The organism is Streptomyces sp. NBC_01288 (assembly GCF_035982055.1).
Taxonomy (GTDB): domain Bacteria; phylum Actinomycetota; class Actinomycetes; order Streptomycetales; family Streptomycetaceae; genus Streptomyces.
Genome location: NZ_CP108427.1, coordinates 10,407,986 through 10,422,540, shown reverse-complemented (window position 1 = coordinate 10,422,540; position 14,555 = coordinate 10,407,986). Strand labels below are relative to the sequence as shown.

Annotated in this window: 9 protein-coding genes and 1 pseudogene; 2 read left to right on the top strand and 8 right to left on the bottom strand. The window is 71.9% G+C overall.

Annotated elements, in window-relative coordinates; translation table 11 throughout:
* Window positions 1-354: pseudogene (locus tag OG194_RS46945) on the bottom strand (helix-turn-helix domain-containing protein); the annotation flags it as partial.
* On the opposite strand from OG194_RS46945, the gene OG194_RS46940 reads away from it, so the two are divergent.
* The gene (locus tag OG194_RS46940) at window positions 253-1,266 is read left to right on the top strand and encodes an MMPL family transporter (protein WP_327407423.1); all 1,014 of its coding nucleotides are present in this window, start codon (window positions 253-255) and stop codon (window positions 1,264-1,266) included. The pseudogene OG194_RS46945 and the gene OG194_RS46940 sit on opposite strands and share 102 nt — an antisense overlap.
* Before the next feature lie 36 nt (window positions 1,267-1,302).
* Here the strand turns inward: OG194_RS46940 and OG194_RS46935 are convergent, their stop codons facing one another.
* Genes OG194_RS46935 through rutA form a run of 3 tightly spaced genes read right to left on the bottom strand, consistent with a single transcriptional unit; the run spans window position 1,303 to window position 4,551 of the window.
* Window positions 1,303-1,938 carry an isochorismatase family protein gene (locus OG194_RS46935; RefSeq protein WP_327406859.1) on the bottom strand — a complete coding sequence of 212 codons (636 nt, stop codon included), beginning with the start codon at window positions 1,936-1,938 and terminating at the stop codon, window positions 1,303-1,305.
* Window positions 1,935-3,446, bottom strand: coding sequence for an MFS transporter (locus OG194_RS46930; RefSeq protein WP_327406858.1), 1,512 nt, complete (start codon window positions 3,444-3,446; stop codon window positions 1,935-1,937). Before OG194_RS46930 ends, OG194_RS46935 begins: the two co-directional genes overlap by 4 nt.
* Before the next feature lie 31 nt (window positions 3,447-3,477).
* Complete coding sequence (gene rutA, locus OG194_RS46925) at window positions 3,478-4,551, bottom strand: pyrimidine utilization protein A (RefSeq protein ID WP_327406857.1); 1,074 nt, start codon at window positions 4,549-4,551, stop codon at window positions 3,478-3,480.
* A 263-nt stretch (window positions 4,552-4,814) separates the two neighbouring features.
* On the opposite strand from rutA, the gene OG194_RS46920 reads away from it, so the two are divergent.
* Entirely contained in the window at window positions 4,815-7,751 is a 2,937-nt protein-coding gene (locus OG194_RS46920) for a SpoIIE family protein phosphatase (RefSeq protein ID WP_327406856.1), read from the top strand.
* A 16-nt stretch (window positions 7,752-7,767) separates the two neighbouring features.
* On the opposite strand, the gene OG194_RS46915 is transcribed toward OG194_RS46920, so the two are convergent.
* The 4 genes from OG194_RS46915 to OG194_RS46900 are packed head-to-tail and all read right to left on the bottom strand — an operon-like array spanning window position 7,768 to window position 14,396.
* Window positions 7,768-8,757, bottom strand: a complete 990-nt coding sequence (locus tag OG194_RS46915) for a D-2-hydroxyacid dehydrogenase (protein ID WP_327406855.1) — start codon at window positions 8,755-8,757, stop codon at window positions 7,768-7,770.
* The gene (locus OG194_RS46910) at window positions 8,750-10,258 is read right to left on the bottom strand and encodes an NAD-dependent succinate-semialdehyde dehydrogenase (protein ID WP_327406854.1); all 1,509 of its coding nucleotides are present in this window, start codon (window positions 10,256-10,258) and stop codon (window positions 8,750-8,752) included. The genes OG194_RS46915 and OG194_RS46910 overlap by 8 nt, the downstream gene beginning before the upstream one ends.
* Window positions 10,258-13,143 (bottom strand): FAD-binding and (Fe-S)-binding domain-containing protein, encoded by a 2,886-nt coding sequence (locus OG194_RS46905; RefSeq protein WP_327406853.1) that lies wholly within the window; start codon window positions 13,141-13,143, stop codon window positions 10,258-10,260. Before OG194_RS46905 ends, OG194_RS46910 begins: the two co-directional genes overlap by 1 nt.
* Window positions 13,140-14,396: an aspartate aminotransferase family protein gene (locus tag OG194_RS46900; RefSeq protein ID WP_327406852.1), complete on the bottom strand. Its 1,257-nt coding sequence runs from the start codon at window positions 14,394-14,396 to the stop codon at window positions 13,140-13,142. The genes OG194_RS46905 and OG194_RS46900 overlap by 4 nt, the downstream gene beginning before the upstream one ends.
* Window positions 14,397-14,555 lie beyond the last annotated feature (159 nt).

Below are 14,555 nucleotides of genomic sequence, written 5' to 3'. Positions count from 1 at the left end.
TCACAGCACAGGAAGGTCGCCCGGGCTCACCAAGCCGCTCCGGTAGGCGAGGACGACCAGTTGGGCGCGGTCGCGGGCGCCCAGTCTCATCATCGCCCGGTTGATGCGGGTCTTGGCGGTCAGTGGAGAGACGTACAACCGCTCCCCTGTCTCGTCGTTGGAGAGCCCGGCGGCGACGAGGGCCATGATCTCGCGCTCCCGCTCGGTGAGTGCGTCGAGCTGGACCGGGCTGGGCAGCGGGCCCGGGTTCGGCTGGGAGAGGAAGCGGGCGATGAGGCCGCGGGTGGCCTTGGGCGACAGCAGTGCCTCCCCTCGGGCGACGACACGCACGGCTTCCTGGAGGTCGGCCGGTTCGACCGTGGCGGCTGCGGCACGGCGGGTTCCGGGCGTCCGGATGGCGGTCGTGGCCCCGCCCGGGCGGGACGGCGTCACGGAGGTCGTCGTCATACCCACCCGCGAGACGGTGGACAACACCAGCGTGGCGGTGGTGAGTTCGGTCCGGAACGCGACGAAGGACCTGCCCGGATACGTCGGCGTGACGGGCCGGGTGCCATCGTCCTCGACTACCAGCGGGCGGTCTTCGACGACTTCCCGTACATCCTCGGTCTGATCGCGCTGGTCACCTCCGTGCTGCTGGTCCGCACGTTCCGCTCCCTGCTGCTGCCGCTGAAGGCGGTGCTGCTGAACCTGGTCAGCGTGGCCGCGGTGTTCGGGATGATCACCTGGTTCCGGCAGGACGGACACGGCTCGAACGCGGTGTTCGGGATCGCGGCGACCGGTGCGCTGACGTTCTGGCTGCCGGTCCTGATCTTCGCGTTCCTGTTCGGACTGTCCATGGACTACGAGGTGTTCATCCTGGCCCGGATGCGCGAGGAGTACGACCGCACCGGTTCCACCGCGTACGCCGTGGAGCACGGCCTGGGCCGCACCGGGCGGCTGGTCACGTCGGCCGCGCTGATCCTGTTCTTCGCCTTCGCCGCGCTGGCGTCCGCCCCGGGCACCGACATCAAGGTCCTCGCCACCGCGCTCGGCGCCGACATCCTGCTGGACGCCACCGTCGTACGGGCACTACTGGTGCCGGCGATGGTCTCCCTGTTCGGCAGGTACAACTGGTGGCTGCCCGCCGGGATCGCCCGGCTGCTGCGCGTCGAACCGTCACCGCTGGTCCCCGACGCCGTCCTTCCCGCCGGATACGAGGCCGACCCGCACCCGCCGACCCAGCCCACGGCCGACCGCGAACCGCTCCTCCCCGAGGCGCGTCCGTGACCCGAGCGGGGTGGTGCACACGACGCGCACGACCGGTCAGCCGAGAGACGCGAGGTACTCCTGAGCCCGCCCGAGCGGCCACACCTCGCCGATCTTGTGCCTGATGTCGAAGAGATTCGCCGCGTGGATGTCCGGGTCCCGGTCGCCCACGGCCTCCTCGACCACGATCGGTACGAATCCGTGCTGCATGGCGTCCAGCGCGGTGGCCCGGACGCAGCCGCTCGTCGACAGTCCGCCGATGAGCAGGGTGTCGATGCCGTCGGCCGTGAGGTGGGCGGCCAGTTCCGTGCCGAAGAAGGCGCTCGGGCACTGCTTCGTCACCGTCAGGTCGTGCGGCGCCGGGGCCAGGCCGTCGATGAACTCGCCGAACGGGTTGCCCTCCGCGAACACCCCCAGGACCGGCACCTTGCGTAAGAAGAGGCCGCCGTCGCTGCCGTCCGCCCGCAGCAGCACCCGCGTGACGATCACCGGGATCCCGGCCCGGCGGGCGTCGGCAAGGAGGAGCCTCATCGCGTCGACCGCCGGTTCGACACCGGCGTAGAGCGGGCAGTCCGGGTCGACGTAGGCGCGGGCGGGGTCCACCAGGATCAGGGCCGGGGACGTGCCGGGGGTGAGTTGTCCGTCGAACCCGGCACGTTCGTAGTCCTCCTGCGCGGAAGCGGAACCGGTCATGATGTCGTCCTTCGTGAAGTGGCGGACTCCGGTGGGGTGTTGACGACGGCGGCGTCAGCGGTACGGGGTGCCCGCAGCGATGTGGGAAAGGCCAGGCAGATCACTCCCCCGACCGCGACGATGCCGGTGAGGACGAACCCCGTGGCGCGGATGTTGGCGACGAAGCGGTCCAACTCGCCGGACGCGAGCACGTTCAGGGTGTTCAGTGTCCCGTCGTACGCGGCCTGGCGGGCCGGTTCGCTCAGCCCGGTCGTCGTGAACGCGAGGGCGAGGGCCGTACTGAGGAGGTAGCCCACGTTCTGTGTGGTGGACCGCAGGCCGTTGGCCATACCGCGCCGGTCGGCCGGCGCGGACAGCATCAGCGCGCCCGTGCTCGGTGTCATGAACAGCCCGGTACCGGCCCCGACGAGGAAGAGGAACGGGGCGACGGCCAGGAAGGGCACGGTCGTCGTCGAGAGGGTCAGCGAGAAGCCCAGCAGTCCGCAGGCCGTGACCGCCATGCCCGTTGTCGTCAGCGTGCGCGGGGTGAAGCGGTCGAACAGGGAACCCGCGGCGGCCGAGGCGATCAGCGTGCCGGCCGCGACCGGTGTCACCAGCACCCCCGCCTCCAGGGACGTGGCGCCGCCGACCGCCTGCTCGTGCAGGGACGCCAGGAGGACGACGGCGTAGCTGCCGACCGCGTTGGCGAGGACGGCCGCGAGCACGAGGGCGATCGCCCGGGTGCGCAGCAGCGCCACGTCGACCAGGGGGTGCGAGCGGCGGGTCTGGACGGCGACGAAGGCCGTGAACAGTGCCAGGGTCGCGGCGCCGCAGGCCCACGGCAGCCAGTCGGCGACGGTGGATGTGACGCCGGGTGTCAGGGTGAGGACGAGTGCGGTCAGCATCGCCGTGGACAGCAGCGCGCCCGGCAGGTCGAACGGTTCGCGGGCCCGGCCGACCCGCGTTCCGCTCGCCGGGACGGCCAGGACCGACGCGCCGATCGCGACCAGCCCGATCGGCACGCAGACGACGAACAGCCCACGCCAGCCGAGGAGTTGGGTCGCCGCGCCGCCGACGACCGGTCCGGCGACCTGGGCCGTGGCGGCCACGGTGACGTTCCAGCCGAGGGCCCGGCCCAGTGTCCGTGCGGGGAACACGTCGGTGAGCAGGGCGGTGTTGTTGGTGATCACGGCGGCGGCACCGACGCCCTGTACGACCCGGGCCGCGATCAGGAACCCGGCCGACGGGGAGAGCGCCGCGAGCCCGGTCCCGGCGGTGAGGACGACGAGCCCGGCGAGATACAGGCTGCGTCGGCCGACGATGTCGGCCAGCCGGCCGAAGACGAGGATCAGGGCGGTGGTGACCAGCATGTAGCCGAGCAGGATCCAGTCGGCCTGCCCGGGGTCGGCCCCGAGCTCCCGGGTGATGGTGGGCAGCGCGACGGCGAGACCGCTCATGTTGAGGAACACGGCCACCACCCCCACGGCGGTGGCCGCGAACACCCGCCACGGACCGCGGCCGACGGTCACGACCGCGGGCCCGGTCCGTCCGGAGCGACGGTCACTCGGCGAGCGACCGTGACTTCATCAACGGCTGGATGCGGGTGCCGAAGTTCTCCAGGCCCACGAGGAAGTCGTCGAAGACGAGCATGATGCCCTTGGTGCCCTCGACCTCGGCGACCTCGTCGAGCATCTTCGCGACGGTCTCGTACGACCCGACCAGCGTGCCCATGTTGAAGTTGACCGCGCCCTCGGGCAGCACGATGGTGCGGGCGGTTGAGGTGTCGTCGGCGGTGGTGTCGGTGGCGGATTCGCCGGCCATGTACGCCAGCGCCGCGTGGTCGGCGTTGTCGTGGTAGTCCTGCCACTTCGCCCGGGCTGCCTCGTCGGTCTCATCGGCGATGATCATGAAGAGGGAGAGCGCGCCGACGTCCCGGCCCGTCCCCTCGGCCGCGTCCACGAGCGAGGCCGTGGTGTCCGACAGGGCGAGGGGGGTGTTGACCCCACTGCCCAGGATGAAGTTGTACTCGGCGTGCTCGGCGGCGAACCGGATGCCCGTGGGGCTCTGTCCGGCCGCGACGATGTCGATGTGCCCGTCCGCCGGGCGCGGCGAGAGCACGCAGTCGTCCATCTCGTAGAACTCGCCCTTGAAGTTGCTGACGCCCTCGCTCCACAGCTCCTTCATCACGGTGACGTACTCGGCGGCGCGCGCGTAACGGTTGCCGAAGTGTTCGTCGCCGGGCCACAGGTCCATCTGGGAGTACTCGCCGGGTGCCCAGCCGGTGACGATGTTGATGCCGAAGCGGCCAGGGGCGATGGAGTCGATCGTGGTGGCCATGCGCGCGACGATCGCCGGGGGCAGGACAAGGATCGGGGTGGAGGCGTACAGCTTGATGCGTTCCGTCACGGCGGCCAGGCCCGCCATCAGCGTGAACGACTCCAGGTTGTGGTCCCAGAACTCGGTCTCGCCGCCGAAGCCCTTGAGTTTGATCATCGACAGCGCGAAGTCGAGGCCGTGCTCCTCGGCCTTCCGCACGATGGCCTTGTTCAGCTCGAAGCTCGGCAGGTACTGGGGTGAACTCTTCGATATGAGCCAGCCATTGTTGCCGATGGGGATGAATACGCCGATGTCCATGCCGCTCCTGTGTGACGGGTGGGCGGGGGTGAGCCTGACGGGGTGACAACGTCCGGACATGATCAAGGGGTTCCTTACCCCGTTCAGGACGCCCCCGTTCCCCCGGATGCCGAGTATTGTCACCCGAGCGAACGCGGGTGGAACGCCGGGGCAACTCGGTCTGGAGCGCTGCCTGTTGAGAGCCGTGTGCGAGAGCGGGAGTCAAAGGTGAGAGTCCTGCGCAGCACCGCGTTATGTGAGGCGGGAACGGTAAAATTTACGGTATGAACGCACGTCTGGCTCTGCTCGGCACCGTGGACCCCGGCGTCACCGAGAGCGAAGTGTTCCGGCTGGCACTGCAACACGCGGTGGGCGAGCTGGGCGCGCTCGGGGGAGCGATTCACCTGCGCGGGCCGATGTCCGCGCTGCGGCTGGTGTCGTCGACCGGTCTGCCGCCCGCCCTCACCCGCCCGTGGGAGATCATCGACCAGGAGGGGCCGACGGCCCCGGCCCGGGCCCTGCACCGGGGCAGTGGTGTGTGGGTGCCCGTGTCGGCCGCGCCCACGGTTCAGGATCTGACCTGGCCCGGCACCGGTCTGGCCGCCGTACCGGTGTCCGGCGGGGACCGCAGCATCGGCACGCTCACGGTCCTCATGGGTGACCAGGGCGAGCCCACCCCGCGACAGTGGGACTTCCTCCGGGACCTGGTCGCCTGGACCGAGGAGCGCATGCGCCAGGCACCCCCGCCCTCGCGGCCCTCCCAGCCGGAGCTCAGCGGCCACCGTGACCGGCTGCGGCAGGCTCTGAAGGAGGTCAGCGTCGGCTCGTGGGACTGGGACATCCAGGGCGGCGAGCTGATCTGGGACGAGGCGGCCCTGGAGCTCTACGGCACCAGACCCGAGGACTACACCGCCAGGGTCGAGAACTGGATGGCCTGCGTCCACCCCGACGACCTGGCGCCGACACTGGACGCGGTGGACCGGGCGATCCGCGAGCACGGCGTGTTCGAGGCCGAGTACCGGGTGCGGCGCCTGGACGGCACGTACGGCTGGACGCAGGCCCGCGGCCGGGCGACCTACGACGAGCACGGCGAGCCGCACCGGATGATCGGCGTGGGCTGGGAGAGCAACGAGTCCCGGTCGGCCCGGGACGCGCTGAGCCGGGCCCTGCGCCACATGAGCGACGGGTTCCTCGCGGTGGACGAGGAGTGGCGGATCACCTTCGCCAACCTGGAGGCGGAGCGCACGCTGGGCCTCTCCGAGGAGGAGCTGTTCGGGCGCCTCCTGTGGGAGCTGCCCGCGGTACGGAACGTCCCCGGCCTGGAGGACCGCTGCCGCAAGGCCGCGGCCGAGGAGACGCCCGTCGGCTTCGACGCCCAACTGGAAGGCACCGGCCGCCGTCACCACCTGCGGCTGGTCCCGGGTCCCGACGGAGTCACCCTCTACCTCACCGACGTGACCGAGAAGCGTCAGCACGAGGAGGAGCGCCGGGCGTCCGAGCTGGCGGTGGCCCGACGCGCGGTCCGGATGGGCGAGCTGACGGCCGCTCTCGCCAAGGCGACGACCTCGCAGGACGTGGTGGCCGCGGTCGCCCGCCGGGTGCTGCCGCCGTTCGCCGCGGCCGGCCTCCTGGTGCAGGCCGTCGAGGGCGACCGGCTGCACACCGTGGGCGCGGACGGCTACCCGGACGACTTCCTGTCCACCGTCGACGGCCGCGTCCGGACGCCCGGTGAGCCGGGCTGGGACGTGATCGCGTCCGGTCTGCCGATGTTCCTCTCCTCGACCGAGGAGTACGCGGCCCAGTACCCCGAGCTGGCCGCCAGACCGGAACGGGCGGGGAAGGAGGCGTGGGCGTTCCTCCCGCTGACCGCGTCCGGCAACACCTTCGGCGTCTGCGTCGTCGCCTTCGACCGGGCCCGCCGGCTCACCGACGAGGAACGCACCCTGCTGACCACGATCAGCGCCCTCGTCGCCCAGGCCCTGGAACGGGCCCGGCTCTACGACGCCGAGCACACCCGTTCCCGCGAACTCCAGCGGAGCCTGCTCCCCCGGGCCCTGCCCGAGCTGCCGGCGTGCACCGCGGCCGCCCGCTACCTTCCCGCGGGCCAGGGCATGGACGTGGGCGGCGACTGGTACGACATCATCCCGCTCTCCGGCGGCCAGGTGGCCCTCGTGGTGGGCGACGTCATGGGCCACGGCCTCCCGGAGGCGGCGACGATGGGCCGGCTGCGCACCGCGCTGCACACCCTCGCCGACCTTGAGCTGCCGCCCGACGAGATCATGAGCCACCTCAACGAACTCGTCGCCGGCATGGGCGAGGAGTCGTACGTGACGTGTCTGTACGCGCTCTACGACTCGACGACCCAGATCTGTTCCATCGCCGGGGCCGGTCATCCGCCACCGGCCGTGGTCCACCCGGACGGCACCGTGCACTTCCCGGAGCTGTCGGCCGACCCGCCCCTCGGCGCGGCGGAACCGCCGTTCGAGACAGTCGAGTTGAAGGTCCCGGAGGGAAGCCTCCTCGTGCTCTACACCGACGGCCTGGTCGAGTCGTCGAAGCGCGAGATGGACGAGGGCATGGCGGACCTGGCCCGCCTCCTGAGTACGGCGATCCGGACCGAGTCCGGTGCGGAGGCGGACCTGGAGGACCTCTGCGACACCCTCACGGCGGGCCTGCTCCCCGCCGAACACCCGACGGCCGACGACGCCGCCCTCCTCGTCGCCCGCCTGCACGCCCTGACCAGCGACAAGATCGCCTCCTGGCCGCTCCCCCAGGACCCACGTGCGGCCGGCCAGGCCCGCCGTCATGTCCGGGAGCAGCTGCGCACCTGGGGCCTGGAGGACCTGACCCCGACCACGGAGCTGCTGGCCAGCGAGCTGGTCGGCAACGTCGTACGCCATGCCAAGGGCCCGGTCAGTCTGCGCCTGCTGCACGGCGCCGAGCTGATCTGCGAGGTCTTCGACGGCAGCCTGACCATGCCCCGTATCCGCCGCGCCACGGAGACGGACGAAGGCGGTCGCGGTCTGCAACTGGTCACCGCCCTCTCCCAGCGCTGGGGCACGCGCTACACGCCGACGGGCAAATGCATCTGGACGGAGCAGACACTGGGCACCCCCGGGGCTCCGCAGGAACTCCCCGACGACGCCTTGGAGTTGATGTTCCCGACGGCGGTGGACTTCACCGGGGATCTCGACGCGCTGCCGTTCGGGGACGAGGACTGAGCACCGAGTCGCGAACTCAGCACGGTTCCATGGCGGTTGGCTCCCTGACGTAGCCCTTCTCCTTGTCGACCACGTTCCGCAGCGGCCGACCCTCCGCCCTGCGGGTGAGATTCTCCAGGAACAGGTTCGCCAACTCGGCCCGCCAGCCGGTCACTTCGCCCGCCGTGTGCGGGGAGACGATCACGCCGGGCATGTCCCACAGCGGTGAGACGGCGGGCAGCGGCTCCTGCGCGAAGACGTCCAGGGCGGCTCCGGCCAGGCGCCCGTCCGCGAGGTGTTTGACGAGTGCCTCTTCGTCCACGAGGCCTCCCCGTCCGACGTTGACCAGCCGGGCTCCGGGTTTCATCGCGCCGAGGACGGACGCGTCGACCATGCAGCGGGTGGCCGGGGTGAGCGGGGCCGCGAGGATCACGTAGTCCGCGTCGGCCAGCGCCGCCCGCAGGCTCGCGCCCTCGTGCACCGTGCCGAAGTCCGGGTCGTCGGCGCGTGCGGTGCGGCCGGCGCCGGACACCCGCATGCCGACGGCGCGCAGCATGCGGGCGACGGCGCGGCCGATGGGCCCGGTCCCCCACACCAGTGCCGTACGGCCGCCGATGCGTTCGCTGTCGCGAGGGCGCCACTCGCGGCGCCGTTGGTGCTCCCAGCTGCCGGGGAAGTCCTTGGCGAGGGCGAGGATCAGGCCGAGGACGTACTCGGCGATGGCCCGGTCGTACACGCCCCGCGAGTTGGTCAGCACCACGTCCCGGTGGTCGACCAGCGCCGGGAAGAGCAGCGAGTCCACTCCGGCGGCGGCCACGTGGACCCAGCCGGGGGCCAGGGCCGGGTCCTTCGGCCAACTCGCCGCGACCGCAGGGGTGATGGAGTGCCAGCAGAGGAGCAGGTCCGCGCCGGGGAGGAGGAGCGGGAGTTCCTCCTCGGTGGCGTACACCGTGTCCGCGAGCGCTTCGATGTGCTCGGCGTTCGGTGGCAGGGTGCCCTGGTGCAGGACGACGAGCCGGTCAGCCACGGCCGTCCGCCGTCGCGGAAACCACGGGAATGGCAAGGTACTTGTACTCCAGGAACTCGTCGATGCCGACCCGTCCGCCCTCGCGTCCCAACCCCGACTGCTTGACGCCGCCGAAGGGCGCGGCCGGGTTGGAGACAAGGCCGGTGTTGATGCCGACCATGCCGGTCTCCAGCCGCTCCCCCACGCGCAGGGCGCGGTCGAGGTCGCGGGTGAACAGGTAGCCGACCAGGCCCCATTCGGTGTCGTTGGCGGCGCGGACGACCTCGTCCTCGGTGTCGAAGGTGAGGATCGCGGCGACCGGGCCGAAGATCTCCGCGCGCATCAGGTCCGAGTCCGCGCGGACCTCGGTGATCACGGTCGGCGGGTAGAAGTGGCCGGGCCCGTCCGGGACTTCGCCGCCGGTCAGCACCTTCGCGCCACGTGTCACGGCGTCCTGGACGAGACCGTCGGCCTTGGCGCGTCCGGCGGCGTCGATCAACGGGCCCACCTGGGAGCCGGGTTGGGTGCCGGGGCCGACGGCGAGCGCCGACATCCGCTCCGCGAGACGCGCGGCGAACGCGTCCGCGGCCTCGCGGTGTACGAAGAAGCGGTTGGCGGCGGTGCACGCCTCGCCCATGTTCCGCATCTTCGCGACCATGGCGCCCTCGACGGCCCGGTCGAGGTCGGCGTCCTCGAAGACGATGAAGGGCGCGTTGCCGCCCAACTCCATGGAGGTGCGGACGACGGTGTCGGCGCACTGGGCCAGGAGCAGCCGCCCGACCTGGGTCGACCCGGTGAAGGAGAGTTTGCGCACGCCTCCGCCGCGCAGCAGGGGTTCGATCACTCCGGCGGCGTCGGTCGTCGTCACGACGTTGAGCACGCCCTCGGGCAGGCCCGCCTCGGTGAGGATCCCGGCGAGGGCCAGGCTGGAGAGGGGGGTCTGCGGGGCGGGCTTGAGGACCATGGTGCAGCCCGCCGCGATCGCGGGTCCGATCTTGCGGGTGCCCATGGCAAGGGGGAAGTTCCACGGGGTGATGAGGAGACAGGGGCCCACAGGCTGGCGCATGACCAGGACCCGGTTGGCTCCGTCGGGGGTCCGGGTGAACCCGCCCTCGATCCGTACGGCCTCCTCGGAGAACCAGCGGAAGAACTCAGCCGCGTAACCGACCTCGCCGCGCGCCTCCGCGAGGGGCTTGCCCATCTCCAGGGTCATCAACAGGGCGAGTTCCTCACGCCGTTCGAGGATGATCTCGTAGGCGCGGCGCAGGATCTCGCTGCGGGCGCGGGGTGCAGTCGCCGCCCAGGCATCCTGTGCCGACACGGCGGCATCCAGGGCGCGTCGGCCGTCGGCCGGTGTGGCGTCGGCGACCTCGCACAGCCGCTCGCCGGTCGCCGGGTCGTCCACCGCGAAGTGGCCGCCGTCGGCCGCGTCCTGCCAACTCCCGTCGATGAACAGCTGCTTGGGAACGTTCTCGACGACGGACACGGTGCCGACGGCGGACGTGGACGTGGTGGTGGTCATCAGCGGGTGCCTCCGGGCGGGTTCGGGTCGAGCAGTTGGGCCAGGTGCCGGGCCTGCGGTCCGTCGGGGCCGGTCAGATGGGCCGCCTGGGTACGACAACTGAAGCCGTCGGCAAGGACGGTGGCGTTCGTGTCGAGCGCGGCGAGCTTCGGTCCGAGGGAGAGGGCACCGACAGCCATCGACGTGTCGTAGTGCTCCGTCTCGAAGCCGAAGTTGCCGGCCAGGCCGCAGCAGCCGTTGGCCTCGTCGACCAGTCCGACGCCGAGGCGGCGCAGCAGTGTGCTCTGGGTGGTCTCGCCGAAGACGGCGTACTCGTGGCAGTGGGTCTGGAGGGTGACGCGGTCGGGGACGGCCTCGGGTTTCCAGTCGGGGTCGGCGAGTTCGGTCAGCGCGCCGGAGAAGGTGTGGACGCGGGCGGCGACCCGGCGGGCGGTGTCCGTACCGAGGAGCGCGGGTGCGTCGTGGCGGAGTGCGGCGGCGCAGCTCGGTTCGGGGACCACGATGGGCAACTCGCCCGAGCCCTCGGCGTCGAGTCGTTCGACGGTACGGGTCAACACGCGGCGGGCGATGCCCAGTTGGCCGGTGCTGATCCAGGTGAGACCGCAGCACAGCCCGTCGCGCGCGGTCGCGGGGACCCCGGCGTCGGCCAGGACGCGGGCGGCGGCTCCGGCGACGTCGGGGCGGAAGGCGCGGGTGAAGGAGTCAACGAGCAGGACGGCGGCCGGAGTTGTCGGTTGCGGAGGCAGATGTGCTGAGAGGTCACGGCGTCGGGCGAAGCGGGGCAGGGCGCGCTCGGTGGTCACTCCGCCGAGCCGTGCCACCAACCGACCCAACGGCCCACCGAGCACGGCGTTCACTGGACGGGCGATCCAGCGGGCCAGCGCCGCCCACCAGGGCAGCCAGCCCAGGCTGTAGTGGCTGAGCGGGCGCAGGCGGCGGCGGTAATGCCGGTGCAGGAACTCCGACTTGTACGTCGCCATGTCGACACCGACCGGGCAGTCGGCGGCGCAGGCCTTGCAGGACAGGCACAGGTCGAGGGCGTCGCGCACTTCCGTCGAGCGGCTGCCGTCGGTGATGACCGTGCCGGGGCCGTCGCGCAACATCTCCTGCAACAGCCGGGCGCGGCCTCGCGTGGAGTCGCGTTCGTCGTGGGTGGCGCGGTAGCTGGGGCACATGGCTCCGCCGGTGTCGCTGCGGCAACGCCCCACGCCGATGCATCGACTCGCGCCTTCGGCGAGGCCGCCCGGGTCGTCGGGGAAGGTGAAACCCCCTCGCCGCTCAGGGGAGTTGATCAGCGCACGGGACGTGATCGGGTACAGCGCGAGGTCGGCGTCGACGGCCGCCGGATCGACGATCACCCCCGGATTGAGGATGCCGTCGGGGTCGTACAACCGCTTGTAGGAGGCGAACGCGGCCCGCATGCGTGGGCTGTACATGGCGGCGAGGAGTTCGCTGCGGGCGCGGCCGTCGCCGTGTTCGCCGGACAGGGTGCCGCCGTGCGCGACGACCAGTGCGGCGGCCTCCGTCAGGAAGGCGCGCATGGCGGCTGCGCCCTCCGGCGTCGCCGGGTCGAAGTCGATGCGGACGTGGACGCAGCCCGCGCCGAAGTGGCCGTAGAGCACGCCGGTGAAGTCGTGCTTGGTGAGGAGGGTACGGAAGTCGCGCAGGTAGTCGGCGAGTTGGTGAGGGTCCACGGCCGCGTCCTCCCAGCCGGGCCAGGACGTGCCGCCGTCGACGAGGCGGGCGGCGAGGCCGGCGCCGTCCTCGCGCACGCGCCACAGGGAGCGGCGTTCGGCGGGGTCGTCGATGACGCGGCCCGCCACCATCCGTTCGCCGGCGCGGAGTTCGGCGAGGACGTCGGCGGCTCGTGCGTCGGCGTCGGTCTGGTCGGTGCCGTCGAGTTCGACGTACAGCCAGGCGGCGCCCTCGGGCAGACCGGTGACGGCGTGCGGGCCGCGTCGGTGGCGGAGGGTCGCGACGATGGCCTCGTCCATGCCCTCGACGGCGGTGGGCCGGTGCCGCAGGATCGCCGGGACGTCCGACGCCGCGTCCACCACATCCGCGTAGCCGAGTGCGAGCAGTGTGGTGGCCGCGGGCACGGGGTGCAGTCGTACGGTCGCGCGGGTGACGATCGCGCAGGTGCCCTCGGTGCCGACCAGGGCGCGGGCGGTGTGCCGGCCGTGTTCGGGGAGGAGGTGGTGGAGCTGGTAGCCGGAGACCTGGCGGGGGATGCGGCCGAGTTCGGTGCGCAGGGCGGCGAGGTTGGCGTCGACGAGCCGGGTCAACTCGCTGTCCAGGGCGGCGATTTCGGCCGCATCCTCGCTCTCGACCGCGCGTAGTCCCCCGGCTCCGGCCACCGCGCGCACGCCCGTCGCCGTCACGATCTCCAGTTCCTCGACGTGCTCGACCGTCCGGCCGTAGCGCACCGAGTGGTTGCCGCAGGCGTCGTTCCCGATCATGCCGCCGAGGGTGCAGCGGCTGTGGGACGAGGGGTCGGGGCCGAAGAACAGGCCGTGCGGTGCGGCGGCACGCTGAAGGTCGTCGAGGACGACGCCGGGTTCGACGACGGCGGTGCGGGTGTCGGGGTCGACGGCGATGACCTTGTTCAGGTGGCGGGAGAAGTCGAGGACCACGCCGGGTCCGATCGCGTTGCCGGCCATGCTGGTGCCCGCTCCGCGCGCGGTGAGCGGGACGCGCAGGTCGCGGCAGGCCCGTACGAGCGCGGCCACGTCCTCGGTGGAGCGCGGGAGGGCGACGGCGAGGGGCGGCACGCGGTAGTTGGACGCGTCGTACGCGTACGCGGCGCGCCGCCCCTCCCCCGTGTCGACCTCCAGGCCCGGAGCGGTCCGGGCCAGCAGGTCGACCAGGGAGCGGACGTCGGTCATCCGGCGGTGCCCACCGCGACGGCGGCCGACCAGGCGCGCAGCCCCTCGTCGATGGCGCCCGCGTCGACGATCAGCGGCGGGATCATGCGGACCACGTTCCCCCACGGGCCACAGGGCAGCAGGAGCATCCCCTCGTCAACGGCCGCCCTCATCACGCGAGTTGCCGTCCCGGGGTCGGGCTCTCCGTCCGCCGTCACGAACTCGCTCGCCAGCATCAGGCCGAGCCCGCGCACGTCACCGATCGCGGGGTTCTTCGCGGCGACCTCGTCGAGGCCCGCGCGCAGCCGGGCACCCATGGCGGCAGCGTTCGCGACCAGGTTCTCCTCCTCGACGACGTCGAGTGTGGCGACGGCAGCCGCGCAGGCGACCGCGTTCCCGCCGTACGTACCGCCCTGCGAACCCGGTCGTGCCTTCCGCATCAGCTCCTCGGAGGCGGCGATGCCGGACAGCGGGAAGCCGCTGGCCAGGCCCTTGGCCGTGATGAGGATGTCGGGGCGGACGTCGAAGTGGTCGTGGCCCCAGAAGCGGCCGGTGCGGCCGACGCCGGTCTGGATCTCGTCGAGGACCAGGAGGATGCCGTGGCGGTCGGCGCGTTCCCGAAGGCCTTGCAGGAAGGCCGAGTTGGCGGGGACGTAGCCGCCCTCGCCGAGGACCGGTTCGACGAAGATCGCGGCGGTGTCGTCGGGATCGGAGACGGTCTGGAGGAGCTGGTCGAACTCGCGCAGCGCGAACCGGGTCGCCGTCTCCTCGTCCCAGCCGTAGTGGAACGCGTGCGGGAACGGGGTGACGACGACCCCGCCCATGAGCGGGCCGAACCCGGTGCGCACCTTGGCGCCGGAGGTGGTCATCGACGCGGCGGCGACCGTACGGCCGTGGAAGCCGCCGTGGCAGACGACGACGTTGGGGCGGCCGGTGGCCTGGCGGGCGAGCCGCAGCGCGGCCTCGACTGCCTCGCTGCCGGAGTTGGCGAAGAACAGGCTGTCGAGCCCCTCGGGCAGGACCTGGCCGAGCCGCTCGACGAGACGCTGGAGCGGCTGGTGCATGACCGTCGTGTACTGGCCGTGGATCAGCGTGGCGACCTGCTCCTGCGCGGCGGCGACCACCTTCGGGTGGCAGTGGCCGGTGCTGGTGACGCCGATGCCGGCGGTGAAGTCCAGATAGCGGCGGCCGTCCGTCCCGAAGAGATGCACCCCCTCGCCGCGTTCGACGACGACCGGTATGGCCTGGCGCAGGTGCTCTGACAGGTGTGTCATACGGCGGTTCTCCCACGACGTGAGGAGGTGCGGGGGACATCTCTCACCCTGTGGGCGGTGCGCCTGGAGGGGCAACGGTCAACGTGTTCGCACGGGCCGCCCGGTGTGGACGGTCTGTCAACCGGGCGGTGTCCGCGGAACACACTGTCCACCCGGCGG

Excerpts from the sequence above, each read along its gene's own strand:
- OG194_RS46910 (WP_327406854.1), bottom strand. The coding sequence starts at position 10,258 with ATGACCACCACCACGTCCACGTCCGCCGTCGGCACCGTGTCCGTCGTC.
- OG194_RS46905 (WP_327406853.1), bottom strand. The coding sequence starts at position 13,143 with ATGACCGACGTCCGCTCCCTGGTCGACCTGCTGGCCCGGACCGCTCCG.
- OG194_RS46935 (WP_327406859.1), bottom strand. The coding sequence starts at position 1,938 with ATGACCGGTTCCGCTTCCGCGCAGGAGGACTACGAACGTGCCGGGTTC.
- OG194_RS46900 (WP_327406852.1), bottom strand. The coding sequence starts at position 14,396 with ATGACACACCTGTCAGAGCACCTGCGCCAGGCCATACCGGTCGTCGTC.
- OG194_RS46920 (WP_327406856.1), top strand. The coding sequence starts at position 4,815 with ATGAACGCACGTCTGGCTCTGCTCGGCACCGTGGACCCCGGCGTCACC.
- rutA (WP_327406857.1), bottom strand. The coding sequence starts at position 4,551 with ATGGACATCGGCGTATTCATCCCCATCGGCAACAATGGCTGGCTCATA.